General features: G+C 67.1%; 22 protein-coding genes. 13 read left to right on the top strand and 9 right to left on the bottom strand.

All coding sequences use genetic code 11. The features are described 5' to 3' along the window. Window positions 1-49: 49 nt before the first annotated feature. A complete protein-coding gene (locus BN984_RS09985; protein WP_008092155.1) occupies window positions 50-1,042 on the bottom strand; it encodes a DUF7139 domain-containing protein in 993 nt (330 codons plus the stop codon). A gap of 172 nt (window positions 1,043-1,214) precedes the next feature. On the opposite strand from BN984_RS09985, the gene BN984_RS09980 reads away from it, so the two are divergent. The 4 genes from BN984_RS09980 to BN984_RS09965 are packed head-to-tail and all read left to right on the top strand — an operon-like array spanning window position 1,215 to window position 3,284. After that, on the top strand, window positions 1,215-1,496 hold the full coding sequence (locus BN984_RS09980) for a DUF5789 family protein (RefSeq protein ID WP_008092153.1): 282 nt from the start codon (window positions 1,215-1,217) through the stop codon (window positions 1,494-1,496). Window positions 1,497-1,498: 2 nt separating this feature from the next. After that, window positions 1,499-2,170, top strand: a complete 672-nt coding sequence (locus BN984_RS09975; RefSeq protein ID WP_049913373.1) for a CPBP family glutamic-type intramembrane protease — start codon at window positions 1,499-1,501, stop codon at window positions 2,168-2,170. Then, window positions 2,167-2,778 carry a GrpB family protein gene (locus BN984_RS09970; protein WP_008092149.1) on the top strand — a complete coding sequence of 204 codons (612 nt, stop codon included), beginning with the start codon at window positions 2,167-2,169 and terminating at the stop codon, window positions 2,776-2,778. Before BN984_RS09975 ends, BN984_RS09970 begins: the two co-directional genes overlap by 4 nt. Before the next feature lie 50 nt (window positions 2,779-2,828). Then, a complete protein-coding gene (locus tag BN984_RS09965; RefSeq protein WP_004972792.1) occupies window positions 2,829-3,284 on the top strand; it encodes a DUF302 domain-containing protein in 456 nt (151 codons plus the stop codon). Between the two features lie 33 nt (window positions 3,285-3,317). Here the strand turns inward: BN984_RS09965 and BN984_RS19745 are convergent, their stop codons facing one another. The 3 genes from BN984_RS19745 to BN984_RS09955 all read right to left on the bottom strand — a co-directional run bounded on the left by BN984_RS19745 (window position 3,318) and on the right by BN984_RS09955 (window position 5,855). Next, a complete protein-coding gene (locus BN984_RS19745) occupies window positions 3,318-3,491 on the bottom strand; it encodes a hypothetical protein (protein ID WP_008092147.1) in 174 nt (57 codons plus the stop codon). Window positions 3,492-3,527: 36 nt separating this feature from the next. Then, window positions 3,528-4,790 carry a DNA repair protein NreA gene (nreA, locus tag BN984_RS09960; protein ID WP_004972796.1) on the bottom strand — a complete coding sequence of 421 codons (1,263 nt, stop codon included), beginning with the start codon at window positions 4,788-4,790 and terminating at the stop codon, window positions 3,528-3,530. Window positions 4,791-4,874: 84 nt separating this feature from the next. Then, a complete protein-coding gene (locus BN984_RS09955) occupies window positions 4,875-5,855 on the bottom strand; it encodes a transcription initiation factor IIB (protein WP_042663705.1) in 981 nt (326 codons plus the stop codon). A 118-nt stretch (window positions 5,856-5,973) separates the two neighbouring features. Between BN984_RS09955 and rnhA the strand changes: the two genes are divergently transcribed. Then, window positions 5,974-6,567 carry a ribonuclease HI gene (rnhA, locus tag BN984_RS09950; protein WP_008092144.1) on the top strand — a complete coding sequence of 198 codons (594 nt, stop codon included), beginning with the start codon at window positions 5,974-5,976 and terminating at the stop codon, window positions 6,565-6,567. Further along, window positions 6,560-7,120, top strand: coding sequence for a DUF7108 family protein (locus BN984_RS09945; protein ID WP_008092142.1), 561 nt, complete (start codon window positions 6,560-6,562; stop codon window positions 7,118-7,120). The genes rnhA and BN984_RS09945 overlap by 8 nt, the downstream gene beginning before the upstream one ends. A 35-nt stretch (window positions 7,121-7,155) precedes the next feature. On the opposite strand, the gene BN984_RS09940 is transcribed toward BN984_RS09945, so the two are convergent. Further along, the gene (locus tag BN984_RS09940) at window positions 7,156-7,515 is read right to left on the bottom strand and encodes a PadR family transcriptional regulator (RefSeq protein ID WP_004972802.1); all 360 of its coding nucleotides are present in this window, start codon (window positions 7,513-7,515) and stop codon (window positions 7,156-7,158) included. Between the two features lie 335 nt (window positions 7,516-7,850). Here BN984_RS09940 and BN984_RS09935 point away from each other — a divergent pair, with 335 nt between their 5' ends. The 4 genes from BN984_RS09935 to BN984_RS09920 all read left to right on the top strand — a co-directional run bounded on the left by BN984_RS09935 (window position 7,851) and on the right by BN984_RS09920 (window position 11,564). Continuing rightward, window positions 7,851-8,384, top strand: a complete 534-nt coding sequence (locus tag BN984_RS09935) for an inorganic diphosphatase (protein WP_004972805.1) — start codon at window positions 7,851-7,853, stop codon at window positions 8,382-8,384. Window positions 8,385-8,903: 519 nt separating this feature from the next. Then, complete coding sequence (locus tag BN984_RS09930; RefSeq protein WP_049968137.1) at window positions 8,904-9,830, top strand: rhomboid family intramembrane serine protease; 927 nt, start codon at window positions 8,904-8,906, stop codon at window positions 9,828-9,830. 1 nt (window position 9,831) lies between these two features. After that, window positions 9,832-10,659 carry an endonuclease V gene (locus BN984_RS09925; RefSeq protein ID WP_049968136.1) on the top strand — a complete coding sequence of 276 codons (828 nt, stop codon included), beginning with the start codon at window positions 9,832-9,834 and terminating at the stop codon, window positions 10,657-10,659. 59 nt (window positions 10,660-10,718) lie between these two features. Next, entirely contained in the window at window positions 10,719-11,564 is an 846-nt protein-coding gene (locus tag BN984_RS09920; RefSeq protein WP_049968135.1) for an SDR family oxidoreductase, read from the top strand. Window positions 11,565-11,603: 39 nt separating this feature from the next. On the opposite strand, the gene BN984_RS09915 is transcribed toward BN984_RS09920, so the two are convergent. After that, window positions 11,604-12,824: an ArsA family ATPase gene (locus BN984_RS09915; RefSeq protein WP_049968603.1), complete on the bottom strand. Its 1,221-nt coding sequence runs from the start codon at window positions 12,822-12,824 to the stop codon at window positions 11,604-11,606. A gap of 150 nt (window positions 12,825-12,974) precedes the next feature. On the opposite strand from BN984_RS09915, the gene BN984_RS09910 reads away from it, so the two are divergent. Together BN984_RS09910 and BN984_RS09905 are read left to right on the top strand one after the other, a co-directional pair. Then, entirely contained in the window at window positions 12,975-13,499 is a 525-nt protein-coding gene (locus tag BN984_RS09910; protein WP_049968134.1) for a CinA family protein, read from the top strand. Window positions 13,500-13,569: 70 nt separating this feature from the next. Continuing rightward, window positions 13,570-14,094, top strand: coding sequence for a metal-dependent hydrolase (locus tag BN984_RS09905; protein ID WP_008092128.1), 525 nt, complete (start codon window positions 13,570-13,572; stop codon window positions 14,092-14,094). Between the two features lie 60 nt (window positions 14,095-14,154). Here the strand turns inward: BN984_RS09905 and BN984_RS09900 are convergent, their stop codons facing one another. After that, window positions 14,155-14,919 carry a PHP-associated domain-containing protein gene (locus BN984_RS09900; protein ID WP_181950693.1) on the bottom strand — a complete coding sequence of 255 codons (765 nt, stop codon included), beginning with the start codon at window positions 14,917-14,919 and terminating at the stop codon, window positions 14,155-14,157. Between the two features lie 98 nt (window positions 14,920-15,017). Between BN984_RS09900 and BN984_RS09895 the strand changes: the two genes are divergently transcribed. Further along, window positions 15,018-15,320, top strand: coding sequence for a DUF7565 family protein (locus BN984_RS09895; RefSeq protein ID WP_049905009.1), 303 nt, complete (start codon window positions 15,018-15,020; stop codon window positions 15,318-15,320). A 188-nt stretch (window positions 15,321-15,508) separates the two neighbouring features. Here BN984_RS09895 and BN984_RS09890 read toward each other — a convergent pair whose 3' ends face one another. Next, window positions 15,509-15,961 (bottom strand): transcription elongation factor Spt5, encoded by a 453-nt coding sequence (locus BN984_RS09890; protein ID WP_004044218.1) that lies wholly within the window; start codon window positions 15,959-15,961, stop codon window positions 15,509-15,511. Between the two features lies 1 nt (window position 15,962). Then, a complete protein-coding gene (locus BN984_RS09885; protein WP_004044219.1) occupies window positions 15,963-16,136 on the bottom strand; it encodes a protein translocase SEC61 complex subunit gamma in 174 nt (57 codons plus the stop codon). Window positions 16,137-16,234: the final 98 nt, after the last annotated feature.

The following is a 16,234-nucleotide window of genomic DNA, read 5'->3' as shown; positions in this document are numbered from 1 at the left end:
CGGGTCGTCCGGGTTCGGCGGCGGGGGTCGTCCGGGTTCGGCGGCGGGACTACTCGCGGCGGCGCGGGAACCACTCGTCGCAGGCTTCCATGTCCCGCATCATCTCGTCGTGGGCCGCACAGTAGGGCTTGAGTCCGTCGGAGGTGCGGACGTACTCGAAGTACGTGCAGTTGCCGCAGTAGCGGTCGCCGACCGTAGCGTTCGCCGGGCGGTCCGCGGCGGGGTGGTCGGCCGCGCCCGCCGGCGAGCGCTCCGATTCCGCCGACTGGACGGTGTCGACGCCGGACCGGCCCGTCGACGAGGCGTCGGGGGCGGGGGCGTTCGACCCGTCCGACGACGTCGAGGCCGAGGCCGATGGTTCGACGTCAAGCGGGGTGATGTCCTGCGTCGACGCGCCGCCGTCGGTCGCGCCGGCGTTCGGGTTGGCTCCGGCGGTCGACTGGTTCGTCTGCGTCTGGACGTCACCGTCGGGCGTGCCGCCGAGGAAACCGATGCCGCCGAGTCCGCCGCCGGACTTCTCGACTTCGACGACGCGGGTTTCTCCCTTCTTCGTCACCTGAACCGTGGCCGTGCCGCCGGGGTCGTTCCGCGTCTTGAAGTTGGCGACGCCGACGAACAGACACCAGAACGTCGTGAGCGTGCCGAAGAAGTAGACGGCGACGGTTTCGAGGGTGAGATCGGTGAGCCCGGCCCCGCAGGTCGCGCCGGTCCACTGACAGGGGTACGCGTGCGAGAAGAGCGCGACGCCGAGAACGGCGATGCTCGCTCCGATGAGCGACGCGGCGCGGGTTCGACGGCTCGCGGGGAGGACCGCGAGGACGCCGAGGAAGACGGCGGGGACGCCGATGCCTCCGAGGATGCCCCCGAGTTCGCGCGCTTCGCCGAGGGTCGCTCCACCAGACGTGTACACGTCGGTGGTCGCGACGACGATGCCCGCGACGACGAGCAACACGCCGAGGAGGAACCCCCCGAAGCCCAGGGACAGCCGTCGGAGACTCGGCCCGCCCCGGCCGCCGTGGTACGCCTCCGAAAGACTGGTCATGGCCCCGACTACGAAAGCAGCCCCTAAAACGATGCGTCAGACGATTGTCTGTTTCTCGACACGTCGCGGGCTGTCGATATCCGTGCGGCGGCTCGTTCGCCGCGCCGCGAGTGCGTCACGGTCGCATGCGAATCTCGAAGGGATTATCATGCGCGGTGGCTAACCCTCGCGCATGGCTGACGAGGAAGCAGACGAGGCACCCGCCGTCGAACTCGGTACGGGCGCGTCCGTCGAAGGTGCGCCTCTCGCGCGCGTCGCCTCCCGACTGACGTGGCCGCAAGAAAAGAGCAGCATCCTGAACAAAGAAGGCGACGCGGTCCTCCGCACGCCCGACGGTCCCCAGAGCCTCGAAGACGTGCTCGCCGAGGCCGACGAGACCTACTTCGAGACGCGACAGACCTTCGTCGACGACGTGCTCGACATCGTCGGCCGCGACCCCGTTCAGACGGAATAACGGTGTTGCGCCGCCGGCTCGCCCGCCTCCCGTGGCTCTACCGCGCCCTCATCGTCGGGGGCATCGTCGGGGCCGCGTGGAGTCTCTGGCCGCTTCCCGCCGGCGACCTCACCTACCGCGCGGTCCACGACGCCCTCCTGTTCATCCTCGTACCCGGAGCGCTCGCGCTCGCCCACGGTCGCAACCTCGGCTGGAACGTCGACCGGGCGGCGCTCCGCAACACGGTTCTCCTCGCGCTGTTCGTTCTCCCGTTTTACCTCGTCGGGTCGAGCCTCCCGTCGATTCGGGCCTACTATCCGATGTGGCACACCTCGACCGCCCTCGCCGACTTCCTCCCGCACGCGGCCCAGCAGTTGCTCGTCGTCGTCGCGGCCGAGACGTACTACCGCGGCCTGCTCTGCGTCGGCGTCCGCGAAATCGGCCGGAAGAGCGCGCTCATCAGCCCGGTGCTCTACGCGTTTCACCACGTCGGTAAGCCCCCGATAGAGATTCTCCTGTCGGCACCGACGGACGTGCTGTTCGGCCTCGTCGACTACGAGAGCGACTCGATTCTGCCCTCCATCGTCGCCCACGGCGGCGGGCTCATCCTCTTGGACTGGCTCGTGCTCCACCCGCCGCTGTTGCCGCCCGAGCAGGTCGCTTCGGCGCTCCAGTGGCTCCCGATTCCGCTATGAGCGACGGCGACGACCGCAAGGACGGGTCCGCGGCCGACGACGACGAGCCGTATCCGTCGCTCGGCCTCGCCCGCGGCACCGTGGAACTCGTCGCGCACGCCTCGCGCTGGCGCGAGGCGTACGAGCGCGAGGTCGAGCGCCTGCGACCACGACTCTGTGCCGCCGACGAGAACGGCGTCCGGTTCGAACACGTCGGAAGCACCGCAGTTCCGGGATTAGCCGCAAAGCCCATCCTCGACCTGCTCGTCCTCGTCTCCGACCTCGACGACGCCGGCGACGTTGCGCGGGCGCTCGAAGCCGCGGGCTACGAAGAACGACCCGACGACGACGTTCCCGACCGCCGGTTTTTCGTCCGCGGCCCGCCCGAGCGACGGACGCACTATCTCTCCGTGACTGAAGCCGGGAGCGACTGCCACCGCGAGCAGGTCACCTTCCGCGACGTCCTTCGCGCAGACGGCGACCTCGCGGCCGAGTACGAGCGACACAAGCGCAGGCTCGCCGAGGCGCACCCGGACGGCCGGAGTCGATACACGAACGCGAAGGCGTCGTTCGTCGAATCCGTGCTCGACGACGCCGCGTCGTGGGAAGGCGACGACTCGCTCGTGTAGGTCAAGCACACTACCATACCTTTTCCCCGACGGGGAGTCAACGGTGGGTCATGGCACTCCCAATCGACCCCAGCGCCATCAAACCGGAAGACATCGGCGAGGAGCGCGTCGTCCTCGAAATGGAACACGAGGCCGCAATCGAGCGCGTCCGCGAGGCCTTCACCGACGCCGGGTTCGGTGTCGCCACCGAATTTTCGCCCTCCGAGATGCTCAACGAGAAGGTCGACGCCGGCCGCGACCCCTACTACGTCCTCGGCGCGTGTAACCCGAACATGGCGGACCGCGCGCTCGACGCCACCGACAAGAAGATGGGCGGGCTCTTCCCGTGCAACGTGGTCATCTGGGAGGAGGAACCGGGCAAGCAGGTCGTCTACCACCTGAGCATCATGCGCGTCGCCCGGCTCATCGGTATCGCGCCCGACAACGACGAGATGGCAGACATCATCGCCGACACGGGCGAACTCGTCGAACAGGCGCTCGCCAACCTCGACGCGGCCGAGGCATAATCGAGGTCACCGAGCGTACCCAGCCGTCTCGAGTTATAACCCGTCTCGCGCGTCGACCGCGTCCGCGATGCGCTTGACGTCGCTTCGAATCTTGTACAGCAGGTAGAGCGCGACGAGCGCCGCGACCACGGGGAGGAGCGCGAAGATGCCGTAGATGAGGATGATGATGAGCAGTTCGGGACCGCCGGGTACCTGTAACGGGACCATGCAGGAACGTATTATCCGACTGTCAAAATACGTTGCTCACGTGAAGTCGAAGATGTCGGTCTGGAGGCCGGCGGCCATCGTGGACTTCCGCCGGAGGTCCGCGAGCGAGACGGGGAGGTACTCCGTCACGTCGCGGACGGCGTCGCCGAACGTCTCGGCGTCGGCCGTCTCGCCTTCGAAGGCGTGGCGGATGGACTCGCGTATCTGCCAGACGCCGACGGGTCCCCAGTAGTCGTCGGAGACGTGCCTGATGACGAGCGCCTTCGCCTGTCGGCCGCGCTCCTGGAGGTGTTCGAGAACGCCGAGTCGGGAGGCGTGGTACGCGCCGGCCGTCTCGTTCACGTAGCCGGTCCGGCCCTCGTAGCCCTCGCGGTCTGCCGCGAGGTACATCCCGGCCTCGGGGTCGGGGTTCCAGACGCTCCCCGGGGCTTTCAGCTCTATCAGTTCGAACTCCCAGCGCCCCGGTGCGAGGATGACCCAGAAGGCGTTGCCGATGAACTCGTTGCGGTAGATTTCGACGCCGTCGACGCTGTCAGCGTGTTTGACCTGTCCGCGGAGATACTGGCCGAGCGTGTCGTCGACGGCGGTGATGGACCACCGCGTCGGGACGAGTCGGCGCTGTTCGGTCTGGCCGAGCGCGCCCGCAGAGAGGATGGTGTTGATGTCGTACACGTCGAACCCGCGGCGGTAGAGGTACGTCATCGCGCCCTCGGCGTTCCAGTCGTCGTCTTCGAGCGTCTTTTTCACCAGTTTGGGAACGTGGGGGTTCTCCGCGAGGTCGGCGGAGCGGGCGCGGGCCCGCGGGCCGACGGGGGTCGCCACGTCGTCGGCGCTGGCGTCGAGGTCGAGCGACGGCTTCCCGTCGAGGCCGATTTCGACCGTCACGGGGCGGTCGGCGATGGCGACCTCGCGTTGCGTCCCGAGGAAGCCGTCCCACGAGTCGGCGACGTTCGTCACCTTCGTCCCGCGATTTGAGTTCAAAAGCGAGGTGCGCCGCTGGAACACGTCGTCGATGCTCACGCCCTCGTCGTACCACGCGGCGCTCGTCTCGAACGACGCCGCGTCCTCGTCGTGGCCGACCGGCGAGAGGATGCCCGTCGAGACGTTCGGGTAGTTCGACCGCCCGACGAAGATAGACGGGGAGACGCCGCCGTACAGCGAGTCTCCCTGCACCGTCTCCTCGAACCGGTCTTGGAACGTCTCGAGGTGGTCGAGGATGCCGTAGGACTTCTCCTCGGCGAGTCGCCGCCGCTCGGCGCGCTCGTCCCGCTCGATGTCCATGTACTCGTCGAGCCGCATTCACCGGACGTGGGTCGCCCGCGGGTATGAACCTTCGGCGACGCGTCCGGGGTCAGAAAGGGATGCGACTCGCGCGGGCGGGGCTCAGGTGTGGATGCCCATCGCTTCGATCTGCTCTTGGTAGCGGTTCCGGATGGTGACTTCCGTCACCTGCGCGACCTCGGCGACCTCGCGCTGGGTCTTCTTCTCGTTGCAGAGAAGCGAGGCGGCGTAGATTGCGGCGGCGGCGAAGCCGGTCGGCGACTTCCCGGAGAGAAGCCCCTGTTCCGCGGTCGTCTCGATAATCTCGTTCGCCTTCGACTGGACCTCCTTCGAGAGGTCGAGTTCGGACGAAAACCGCGGGACGTACTTCTTCGGGTCCACCGGCCGCATCTCTAGGCCGAGCTCCTGGGAGATGTAGCGGTACGTGCGCCCGATTTCCTTGCGCTCGACGCGAGACACCTCGGAAATCTCTTCGAGGGAACGAGGAATGCCCTCCTTCCGACAGGCGGCGTAGAGCGCCGAGGTGGCGACGCCCTCGATGGAGCGCCCGCGAATCAGGTCCTCGCTGAGCGCGCGGCGGTAGATGACCGAAGCGACCTCGCGGACCGACCGCGGGACGCCGAGCGCCGAGGCCATGCGGTCGATTTCGCTGAGGGCGAACTGGAGGTTACGCTCGCCGGCGTCCTTGGTCCGGATGCGCTCTTGCCACTTGCGCAGGCGGTGCATCTGCGACCGCTTCTTCGAGGAGATAGAGCGGCCGTAGGCGTCTTTGTCCTTCCAGTCGATGGTCGTCGTCAGCCCCTTGTCGTGCATCGTCTGCGTGGTCGGCGCGCCCACGCGAGACTTGGACTGCCGCTCGGAGTGGTTGAACGCCCGCCACTCCGGGCCGGGGTCGATGCGCTCTTCTTCGATGATGATGCCGGTCTCTTCGTGAATCAATTCGCCGTCGCCGGTCCGAACGACCTCCTCGGGGTCGAGGTCGTCGAGGTCCAACTCCTCTTCTGATGTCTCGTCGTCCTGTGACTCGTCTCCCCATCGAGTCCGGTCGTGCTCACGCTCCCGCTGGCGGGTAGGCCGTTTCATCGCATTTATATATTGTCTATTTCCTTGCACTTCAACCTTTGGCGGGGTTCGTCGGAGTGTCGTCGTGCCCGCAGCGACGAACGGAGCGCCTTTACCGAATCACCGGTGAGGTGACGGTATGCCGACCGTCGAGTGCGACCCCGACGAAGCCCGAGGACGACTCGAAGCCGCGGGCGTGTCCGTCTCGCCCGGAAACACCGACCACGAGCGGTGGCGCGCCGAACGCGGCGACGCCAGCGCCGTCGCCTACGACGGGAAAGTCGTCGTACAGGGGTCGAGGCCGACGGACCTGCTCGCGCTCATCCAGCCGAAAGGCGGCCGCGCGCACGTCTACTTCGACGGCGCGAGCCGCGGGAACCCCGGCCCCGCGGCCATCGGGTGGGCTATCGTGACCAGCAACGGTATCGTCGCCGAGGGCTCGAAGCGAATCGGCGAGACGACCAACAACCGCGCGGAGTACGAGGCGCTCGTGGAGGCGCTGTCGGTCGCCGAGGAGTACGGGTACGACGAGGTCGACGTGCGCGGCGACTCCCAACTGGTCGTCAAGCAGGTCCGCGGCGAGTGGAAGACCAACGACCCCGGTCTGAGAGAGCGCCGCGTGAAGGCCCGAGAGCACCTGTCGACGTTCGACCGCTGGTCGCTGGAGCACGTACCGCGAGAGATAAACGACCGCGCCGACTCCCTAGCCAACGAGGCCCTCGACGATGCCTGAGTCAGAACTCCCCGAAGACGTGCTCTCTGAAGCAGAACGGCTGACGCGGCTGGCCCGCGACGCCGTGGACCCCGACGAGGCGGCGACGTACCGGTCCGTCCGCGACGAACTCGTGAGCGAACACGAGTTCCGCGCGCGACACCGCGAGGAAGACGACGTGTTGGTGCTCCACCCCGACGAGTGGGTCGACGACGACGGAATCGTCGACCCGGCGGAGATAGACGACGTCGACCGCGGAATCGAACGTGCACTGTCGGGGACTGGTGAGGACCACGAGTGGAGCGCGGTCGAAGAGCACAACGCGGCGTGCGTCGCGACCGTCGACGAGGAACACGGCGCGGACCACGCGGCGAACGCGCGGGCGTTCGCGGACTTCCTCGGAAACCACTACGTCCGACGAATCGAGACGGCCGGCGCTCCCGAAGTGCGCGAGTTCGTCGAAGAATATTATCCACGCAATGCGTGGACGACCGCGGAACAGCGGTCGTTGTTGCCGGAGTCGCTCGAGTTGCTCTTCGACGCCGCAGACGCCGAAGTGCCCGAATACAACTGAGCGAACCCCGCGGTTCGTGCGGTGTGTTCGGCCGATTACAGCTTGGCTTCGACGAGCTCCGAGACCATCTCGGCGCGCTCGTCGTCGGTGACGAACTTCGAGAGCATCCAGTCGAAGCGGTCGAGGACCGCCTGGAGGCCGTCGTCGGTCAGTTCGTACTGGTTCGTCCGCTTGTCGAGTTCGCTCTTTTCGACCAGCCCCATCTCGACGAGGTCGTCGAGGTTGGGGTACAGACGCCCGTGGTTGACCTCGGTGTCGTAGTACGATTCGAGGTGACGCTTGATAGCCAGGCCGTACATCGGTTCCTCGGCGAGAATGACGAGGATATTCTGTTGGAACGCGGTGAGGTCCCGAGCCGCACCGGATTTGTTGCCAATTGTTTGTGCCTCTGACATGCATATGGAAATGTCACCTTCCTATTTAAACTTTGTCAACGAGCAGTCTGTTTCGCCGTCATACGGAGGCCCATTATTCAAAGAAATTGGGGCGGAGCGCACACGAGTGCCGGGTATTGCACAGAGTCGGGTCACGGCGATAAAGCGAAGACGACGGAGAGTCGCCGAGCGGGCATACCCGGGGAATATCTCAGACGCATAGGGGTAGCGTCGTGGGATTCTGTGAGGAATACCTCTACATGTAGAGGGGTTCGAAGCGGCCGACGGAACCCGGATGACAGCGATACGAGACCAATCCCGAAAGGACTTTTGCCCGCATCGAGGATGGGTTCGGTATGGTGAACCTCTGGGAAGACATGGAGACCGGCCCCGACGCGCCGGACGAAATCTACGCAGTTGTCGAGTGTCTCAAAGGCGAGCGCAACAAGTACGAGTACGACAAGGACATCCCCGGCGTCGTCCTCGACCGCGTGCTCCACTCCAACGTCCACTACCCGTCGGACTACGGCTTCATCCCGCAGACGTACTACGACGACGAGGACCCCTTCGACGTGCTCGTCCTCGTCGAGGACCAGACGTTCCCCGGCTGCGTCATCGAGGCCCGCCCGGTCGCGCTCATGAAGATGGACGACGACGGCGAGCAGGACGACAAGGTCATCGCCGTCCCCATCGAGGACCCCCGCTACGACCACATCGAGGACCTCGAAGACATCCCGCAGCAGACGCTCGACGAGATTGACGAGTTCTTCGCGACCTACAAGAACCTCGAGGCCGGCAAGGAAGTCGAGACGCTGGGCTGGGAGGACAAGCAGGCCGCAAAGGACGCCATCGAACACGCGATGGACCTCTACGAAGAGAACTTCGCGTAAGCGACTCCACCGCGCGCTTTTTTCGACACCGCCGTCGAGCGAGAGCGTTGCCGCCGGTCGCGGCGTCGACTCCCGAGACGCGTCCGACGGAAACCGACCAGTGTCGGCGACGCGGATACCCGACAGTTATCGCCGGCGCATCGACCGATAAATTATGCACATGGGTAATCTTTAGTTCCTGTGCCGGGTACGTCGAGACGAGTATGGCAGCCAAGCAACCCCGTCTCGGGCTTCAGCACCCGACCGTCGTCCCCACGAACTTCACGCCCGCCGACGAGGCGGACGAAGACGCCGAGGAAGCGTCCTCCGAAGACGCGTAACCCCGAATTTCCCGCGCAACGACCGCCGAGCGCGACACGATGTCTACGCCGACGACAGCCACGCGGCCGCCTCTGACAGATGGGGCGACCCACCGACCGAAGCGACGAAACACCTGAATCTATCACTCGTTCGCTGTATGTTCACACTCCACATCCATGAGGGAACCCCTTTTTATCTCGCCGCTGTAAGGCGTTGGTAATGCCTATCTGCGACGTGTGCGGCAAGGACGAGAGTCTGCCGTACCGCTGTTCACGGTGTGGCGGGACGTTCTGTTCCGAACACCGCCTCCCCGAGAACCACGATTGCGCGGGGCTCTCCGACTGGGACGACCCCGCTGGCGTCTTCGATAGCTCTTTCGACGATTCCGTAAACAACGAAGGCGGCCGCAGCGGCGGACTGTTGAGTTCGCTCACGGGCGCCAGCGGCGTGCTCGGCTACTTCCGCGGGAACGTCACGTACCTGTTCCTCGCGCTGATGTGGCTCACGTTCTTCGCCCAGCTCGTCTTGGAGCAGTTCCTCGGCCTCCCCTCCCTCTCGATTAACGCGTTCTACCTCACGAGCATTCACCCCGAGTACGTCTGGACGTGGGTCACCTCGATATTCGCCCACGGCGGCTTCTACCACATCGTCGGCAACTCCATCGTGCTGTTCTTCTTCGGCCCGCTGGTGGAGCGCTACGTCGGGTCGCGGAAGTTCGCGGCGCTGTTCCTCGTCAGCGGGATGCTCGCCGGACTCGCGCAGGTCGGCTCGTCGATGCTCCTGTCGCCGGGAAGCGTGAGCGCCGTCGTCGGCGCGAGCGGTGCCATCATGGCCGTCCTCGGCGTCCTGACGGTCCTCAACCCGGGGCTGAAGATTTACCTGTACTTCATCATCCCGGTGCCGCTGTGGCTGTTCACGCTCGGGTTCGCCGGCATCTCGGTGTTCTTCTTCGTCAGCCAGAGCGCCGACGGCATCGCCCACTTCGCGCACCTCATCGGTCTCGTCATCGGCCTCGCCTACGGCCAGCGGGTGAAGGGCCAACGGAAGGTCCCCTCGCAGCTCTCGCTCGGCGGGCGCGGTCCCGGCGGTCCCGGCGGTCCCGGCGGTCCCGGCGGTCCCGGCGGCCCCGGCCGCGGCCGGTTCTGAGATGCGTCCGGCCCGCCCCGAACTCGCGCCGCGCCCCGGCCTCTCGCGCGACGAGATGGAGTCGCTCCAGCGCCGCGTCGCCGAGGCCGCCGTCTTCGAGGACGACCTCCCGTTCGACCCGACGCGCGTCTCGCTCGCCACCCCGGAGACGGAAAACGAGACGCTCACGGACGCGATAGTACCCGGCGGTGACGCCGACTCGCCACCGCCGCTCGTCGCCGGCATCGACCAGTCGTTTCTGGACGACCGCGCGCTGAGCGCCGTCGTCGTCCTCCGCGGCGGCGAGGTGGTCGAGCGCGTCCACGCCGTCTCCGACCTCGATTTGCCCTACATCCCCGGCCTGCTCTCGTTCCGCGAGGGCGGCCCCATCCTCGACGCACTCGCCGAACTCGACTGCGACCCAGACCTGCTCGTCTTCGACGGGTCGGGGCGAATCCACTTCCGACAGGCCGGCCTCGCCACCCACCTCGGCGTCGTCTGCGACGCGCCGAGCATCGGCGTCGCCAAGTCTCTCCTCTGCGGGACGCCGGACGAAGACGTGGACGGCCGGCCGGAGGGCTGGCGAACGCCGATTCGCGCCGACGACTCGGTCGACCCCGTCGGCGGCCACCCCGCCGGCCCCGAGACGACCATCGGCTACGCCTTCCAGTCGCGGCAGTACGACTCGCGGCCCATCGTGAACCCGCTGTACGTCAGCCCCGGCCACCGCCTCTCTGCGGCCACGACCGTCGACCTCGTCTCCCGGCTCTCGGGGCAGTACAAGCTCCCCGAACCGACTCGGTTGGCCGACGCCTACGCCGACGAGGCGAAGGCGCAGTACGAAGACTGAGCGGAGGCCAATCGTGGCGAACCGCGAACACTTAACAGCGCGCGGTTCGACCTACCGACGTGCATCAAAAGACGGTCCTCATCACCGGTTGCTCCTCGGGAATCGGGCGCGCGACGGCGCTCGACTTCCTCGACGAGGAGTGGGAGGTTTACGCCACCGCCCGGAACCCGGCCGACATCGAGACGCTGGGGGAGCGCGGCGCGAACATCGCGACGCTCGACGTGACCGACCAGGGGGACGTCGACCGCGTGGTCGACCGCATCACCGACGAGCAGGGCCGAATCGACTGCCTCGTCAACAACGCCGGCTACGGCCAGATGGGCCCCGTCGAGGACGTGCCGACCGAGAAGGTCCACGACCAGTTCGACGTGAACGTCTACGGCCCCCACCGGCTCATCCGCGCCGTGTTGCCTCACATGCGCTCGCAGGGCGACGGCACCATCGTCAACGTCTCCAGCGTCGTCGGCCGCGTCGCCTTCCCCGGCACCGGCGTCTACGCCGGCTCGAAGTTCGCCGTCGAGGCGATGACCGACGCGCTCCGCACCGAGGTCGAGGAGTACGGTATCGACGCCGTCCTCATCGAACCCGGTCCGGTCGAGACGCAGTTTTCGAACCGCGTGGACGACGAGGTCAACGGCAACGGAGAGGACGCCGACGGCCTCGACCGCTCCGGCGCGTACGAGAAGCTCTACAAGCTGTTCGACGACTCGCAGGCGCTCGGCGGCGACGGTCCCGGCGCGATTCCGCCCGAGCGCGTCGCAGAAGACATCGTCAACGCCGCGAGTTCGACCAAGCCGCGGGCGCGCTACCAGCCCGGAACCGTCGCCCGCGTCGGCGTCCTCGCGCGCTTCCTGCCCGACGCGTGGCGCGACGCGCTCTACGGCTTCGCTCGCAAGCTTCCCTGAACCCGTCGCGGTCGGCCCGCGAAGGCGTTCTTCTCGGCGTTACTTCAGACAGGTCGCGACGACCCGGAGGGCGTCTTCGCCCTGTACCTGTTCTGCGAGCAGCGGCACCCGCTTCACGTCGCGGCCGCGGAAGAGGTTCGTCGCCGAGCGGAGCGCGTCCTGTTGGACCTGCCAGCGGCGCTGACAGAAGCCGCAGTTCTCCAAGTCGGGCGATTCTATCCACTTGGGGTCCACGTCGGCCACGTCCTCGACGGACTCCATCACGCGGTTGACGACGAGCGTCTGGACGGGGATGCCGAACTCGTCGAGCCGCGAGACGAGGCGCTTCGACTCCACGACGCTCATCTCCTCGGGAATCATGACGACACGGAAATCGGTCCGCGTCGGGTCGCGGAGGACCGCGCGCAGGCGCTCGATGCGCTCGCGGAGGTCGTCGAGGTCCGCCATCCCGGCCTGCGGGTCGTCGGGGCCGCCGCCGAACATCCCCTTGAGGTTGTCCATCATGCCGGAGAAACGCTGGCGCATGCGGGCGATGCGACCGAGCATGGAGTCCATCAGTTCGGGGAGTTCGAGCAGGCGGAGCGTGTGGCCCGTGGGCGCGGTGTCGACGACGACGCGGTCGAACCGCGGGTCGTCCATGTATTCGAGGAGCTGCTGCATCGCCGCGGCCTCGTCCGCGCCGGGCATCGGGCCGCCCATCCCCATCGGGCCGTCGCCGCCGAGGAGGTCCTCGAAGCCGCCCATTCCACCGCCCATCCCACCGAACGGGGAGTCCGAGTCGCCGCCGGCGAAGGGGTTGTCGTCGTCGTACTCGCCGGTCTCGAAGTCGGTCTCGTCGTCGAAGTCCTCGCTCGAGCCGTCGCCGCCGGCGAACGGCCCTTCCATGACCGCGTCGGGGTCGATTTCGGCCGCGTAGAGGGGAATCTCCTCGCGGATCCGAGTCGGCTTGTCGGGGACCGGCACGCCGAGCGTGTCGGACAGAGAGTGCGCGGGGTCCGTGGAGACGACGAGCGTCGCGGTGCCGTCGGCCGCGCTGGCGAGCGCCGTCGCCGCGGCCATCGTGGTCTTTCCGACGCCGCCCTTGCCGCCGTAGAGGACGTAATCCGGGGCGTCGATGCCCTCGGGGAGGTCTTCGGTGTCGGTCGAGGTGACCTCGTCTGGGTCGGTGACTTCCACCTCGATTTCGGCCGGCTCGTCATCGCCGGCGTCGTCGTCTTCGTCGGCGTCGGGTCGCTCCGTCGGCTCAACGTCGATGTCCATGTCGGACCCGACACCGCGGGGCTTTGTGTACTTCTCGGTCTCGGAACCGCCGGTGGACTTTTGTCCCGCCGCATCGGTTCCGACCGCGACGCCAGCCCCGGCGGTGACCTCCCCGACCGCTTTTTGTCCCGACCGCCCGTCGTCGGTCGTATGCGCGAGTTCGCATCCGACCCGCCCGAGGAGGTCCGCGTCGGCGACGCCCTCCGCGAGGCGGACCACACCGTCGCGGTCGCGGAGTCCTGTACGGGCGGCCTCGTCGGGTCGCTCCTGACCGACGTGCCCGGCTCCAGCGACTACTTCGACCGCTCGCTCGTCACCTACTCCTACGACGCCAAGCGCCACGAACTGGCGGTCTCGCGGGAGTCGCTCGACGAACACGGCGCCGTCTCCGAGCCCGTCGCCCGCGGGATGGCCGCCGGCGTCCGCGACGTGGCCGACGCGACGTGGGGGCTCGCAACGACGGGTATCGCCGGGCCGGAGGGCGGACTCCCCGGCAAGCCGGTCGGGACCGTCTTCGTCGGCGTCGCCTTCGCCGCGCCGTGGGGCTCCGGCGACTCGTACGCCCGCGTCGAGCGCTTCGAGTACGACGGGTCGCGGACGCAGGTGAAAGAACAGATTGCGCGCGGGGCGCTGGCGCTCCTCCGCGAAGAAATCGAGTCCGCCACGACCGACTGAGTCGGTCGCACGGCCGCTGTCGGTCGGTTCCGTGGGAAAGCTTTGTATCCCGCCAGACCAGTCTGCATCCATGAACAAGAAGGGACACGTGCTCAACGCCATTCTGTTGGCGCTCGGGCTCGGCGTCATCCTCACCGTGGACCCGCGGTCGTTCGAACCGACGGTCGACTCGGCGTTCCTCCTCGCCCAGAAAATCGGCCAGTTGTCGCTGCCAGTCGTCCTCGGGGCGCTGTTCCCCGACGTGGACACCGCCTTCGGCAAGCACCGCAAGACGCTCCACAACCTCCCGGTGCTGGCGATATTCCTCGCGTTCCCGCTCGTCTTCGGCAACCTCCACTTCGTCTGGATCGGCGTCGCCACCCACTACGTCCTCGACATGGTCGGCTCGAAGCGCGGCATCGCGCTGTTCTACCCGCTGTCGCCGCAGGAGTACGACCTGCCGACCGGCGTGGCGACGAGTTCGAAACACGCCGACGCGGTGACCGTCGTCGTCACGGTCGCCGAACTCGGCGTCCTCGCGGGCGTCCACTACTACCTCTTTTCGCTCGACGTGTCCCTCGCGGACGCCGCGGCGACGTTCACCGCGGTGGTCTGAGGGCGGGGCGGCCGCGATGCTGGCGCGTTCGGACGCGCTCGAAAAACTATTTTGCGAGACTCAGTAGACGCTCACGTCGTCGAACCGACCGTCGTAGGCGATGTGGCTCGGATGCGTCGGCTCCATCCCCGAAAGCAGGAGTCGGTCGACTTTCCCCCACGAGTTCTCGTAGCCGAGGTGGGCGAACTCGGCCGCGCCGCGGAGCGCGTGGGAGACTCCTGTGCGGCGGACGACCCGGCGTTCCGCCCCCTCGCGGAGCGCGGTGACGAGGTCGGCCTCGGAGTCGATGTCGCGGTCGAACTCGGTCCACGCCTCGCCGACGGTGCCGTGGAGGTGCGCGTAGGACGACGCGAACCCCGGCAGCCCCGTCTCGCGGGCGATGTCGCGCCCGCGGCGGTTGTCCCGCGGCAAGGACTTCGTGTTGTACGTCTCGACGGCGTCGATGTCGTCGCGGCGGGCGGCCACGTCCTCGGCGGTGAGGCTCACCGTCAGGAACTCGGGGTGCGGGACGAGCGTCGCCGCGTCCTGCCGGTCGAACTCGGCGAAGGCCCCGTCGAGGGTGATGAAGTCGGGCACGGGGTCCGAGAGGCCGACCGCGAGGACGTGTTTCCGGTCGCGCCACGACCCCGTGAACACCTCGCGGGCGGGGACGACGAGCAGGTCGTCGTCCGAAAAGCGCGCCGCGCGGGCGCGGATGTCTGGCAGGCGAACGAAGTGCGGCGCGTAGACGAGCACGTCGATACCGCGGGCTTTCGCGCGCGAGACGACCCGCTCGTCGAGAATCTTCACGTGCATATCGACCCGCGTCGTCGTGGTCGCGCTCACACGATACGGTCGGGTCAGCCACCAGTTAGTGGTTGCTATTTGTCGAACGCCGGGCGGTCGAAGAAACGGTTTTGTCGCTCACGTCCGTCGGTGGGAACATGTCCCGGTGGAAGTGCGGAATCGAAGGGTGTGACGGTCGGTTCGAAGACGCGGAAAGCGCGGTCATCCACCAGACGGTGGAACACGAGCGCCACGAGTGCAAGGTGTGCGGGACCATCGTGCCCGAGGGCTACTTCGCGATTCGACACGCCTTCGACGAGCACACCCGCGCCGAGTTCGTCCGCGCGTACGACGCCGACTCCTCCGCGGTCCGCATCCGCGAGGACGTGAAAGACGCCGTCGAGGCGGACGCAGACCTCAACAGCGTCGTCGAGACGCTCCGCGAGCAGGGCGCGCTGTAGACAGAGCGACGAAACGTCGGAGGTCGCGGTGGGACGCGACACGGTCGCGCGAGACGGTCTCGTCGGTGACTGTCGGGGGACATGGGAGTCGCCGGGAGGGTGGATGTCGCCGGGGGACGCGGCGCTCGTCGCGCGCGGTGAGTCGAGCCGAAACTGAGAGAGAAAAGAGCCCTCGTCGGGGCGGACGCTTACCGCTCTTCGGAGTCGAGGACGCGAATCTGGTCCCCGCGGACGGTGACCGGAATCGGGACCGTCGCCTCGTACAGTTCGACGGTGACCTGGTCTTTCGTCTCGTCGATGCGCTGGACGCGCGCCTTCTCGCCTTTGAACGGGCCGGCGATGAGTTCGACGATGTCGCCCTCCGCGATACCCTCCACGTCCGGCGTCGGCGAGAGGAAGTGTTCGACTTCGGCCATGCTGGAGGTGCCGACCGCGCCGCCGCTCTCGACGAGACCTCGGGCGTGCGGAATCTCCTCGAGGACGCGCGTGACAATACCGTCGTCGTCGGCCTCGACCATCACGTAACTCGTGAGCGAGTCGGGCGCGAGGACGGCGTGAATCTGTTCGAATTCCTTCGTCGCAATCATGTCCGCGACCGTTTGCTCCTGACGAGCGGTGGTCTTTACCGCGAAGATGGGCATCTCAGACCCCTCCGGGGAGGAAGCTCATGACCGCGAAGATGATGAAACCGAGCAGTCCGACGAGGAAGATACCCGCGCCAGCGATTTTGGAGATCTGGGAGAACTCCTGCCAGGACGGGGTGCTCGCGAGTTTCAACACGCGAACGTAGCTGTTCAGGTCGTACTTAACGTCCATGTTGCTGGGGCCTAAGGCGTCGGGCTTTTTCTATCTATTGATGCACCGTCGAGCCGAATTCGGTCTCGAAGGCGAGTGAGAACGCCGAATCCGGCGGA

It is taken from the genome of Haloferax prahovense, assembly GCF_000723845.1.
In the GTDB taxonomy this organism is placed as follows: domain Archaea; phylum Halobacteriota; class Halobacteria; order Halobacteriales; family Haloferacaceae; genus Haloferax; species Haloferax prahovense.
The sequence above is the reverse complement of the archived record's forward strand: the minus strand, read 5'-3'. Positions and strand labels throughout refer to the sequence as shown.

What these genes read in the sequence shown, in the direction of transcription:
- BN984_RS09985 (WP_008092155.1), bottom strand. Translation starts at nt 1,042, where the DNA reads ATGACCAGTCTTTCGGAGGCGTACCACGGCGGCCGGGGCGGGCCGAGT.
- BN984_RS09980 (WP_008092153.1), top strand. Translation starts at nt 1,215, where the DNA reads ATGGCTGACGAGGAAGCAGACGAGGCACCCGCCGTCGAACTCGGTACG.
- BN984_RS09970 (WP_008092149.1), top strand. Translation starts at nt 2,167, where the DNA reads ATGAGCGACGGCGACGACCGCAAGGACGGGTCCGCGGCCGACGACGAC.
- BN984_RS09965 (WP_004972792.1), top strand. Translation starts at nt 2,829, where the DNA reads ATGGCACTCCCAATCGACCCCAGCGCCATCAAACCGGAAGACATCGGC.
- BN984_RS19745 (WP_008092147.1), bottom strand. Translation starts at nt 3,491, where the DNA reads ATGGTCCCGTTACAGGTACCCGGCGGTCCCGAACTGCTCATCATCATC.
- nreA (WP_004972796.1), bottom strand. Translation starts at nt 4,790, where the DNA reads ATGCGGCTCGACGAGTACATGGACATCGAGCGGGACGAGCGCGCCGAG.
- BN984_RS09955 (WP_042663705.1), bottom strand. Translation starts at nt 5,855, where the DNA reads ATGAAACGGCCTACCCGCCAGCGGGAGCGTGAGCACGACCGGACTCGA.
- rnhA (WP_008092144.1), top strand. Translation starts at nt 5,974, where the DNA reads ATGCCGACCGTCGAGTGCGACCCCGACGAAGCCCGAGGACGACTCGAA.
- BN984_RS09945 (WP_008092142.1), top strand. Translation starts at nt 6,560, where the DNA reads ATGCCTGAGTCAGAACTCCCCGAAGACGTGCTCTCTGAAGCAGAACGG.
- BN984_RS09940 (WP_004972802.1), bottom strand. Translation starts at nt 7,515, where the DNA reads ATGTCAGAGGCACAAACAATTGGCAACAAATCCGGTGCGGCTCGGGAC.
- BN984_RS09935 (WP_004972805.1), top strand. Translation starts at nt 7,851, where the DNA reads ATGGTGAACCTCTGGGAAGACATGGAGACCGGCCCCGACGCGCCGGAC.
- BN984_RS09930 (WP_049968137.1), top strand. Translation starts at nt 8,904, where the DNA reads ATGCCTATCTGCGACGTGTGCGGCAAGGACGAGAGTCTGCCGTACCGC.
- BN984_RS09925 (WP_049968136.1), top strand. Translation starts at nt 9,832, where the DNA reads ATGCGTCCGGCCCGCCCCGAACTCGCGCCGCGCCCCGGCCTCTCGCGC.
- BN984_RS09915 (WP_049968603.1), bottom strand. Translation starts at nt 12,824, where the DNA reads ATGGACATCGACGTTGAGCCGACGGAGCGACCCGACGCCGACGAAGAC.
- BN984_RS09910 (WP_049968134.1), top strand. Translation starts at nt 12,975, where the DNA reads ATGCGCGAGTTCGCATCCGACCCGCCCGAGGAGGTCCGCGTCGGCGAC.
- BN984_RS09905 (WP_008092128.1), top strand. Translation starts at nt 13,570, where the DNA reads ATGAACAAGAAGGGACACGTGCTCAACGCCATTCTGTTGGCGCTCGGG.
- BN984_RS09895 (WP_049905009.1), top strand. Translation starts at nt 15,018, where the DNA reads ATGTCCCGGTGGAAGTGCGGAATCGAAGGGTGTGACGGTCGGTTCGAA.
- BN984_RS09890 (WP_004044218.1), bottom strand. Translation starts at nt 15,961, where the DNA reads ATGCCCATCTTCGCGGTAAAGACCACCGCTCGTCAGGAGCAAACGGTC.
- BN984_RS09885 (WP_004044219.1), bottom strand. Translation starts at nt 16,136, where the DNA reads ATGGACGTTAAGTACGACCTGAACAGCTACGTTCGCGTGTTGAAACTC.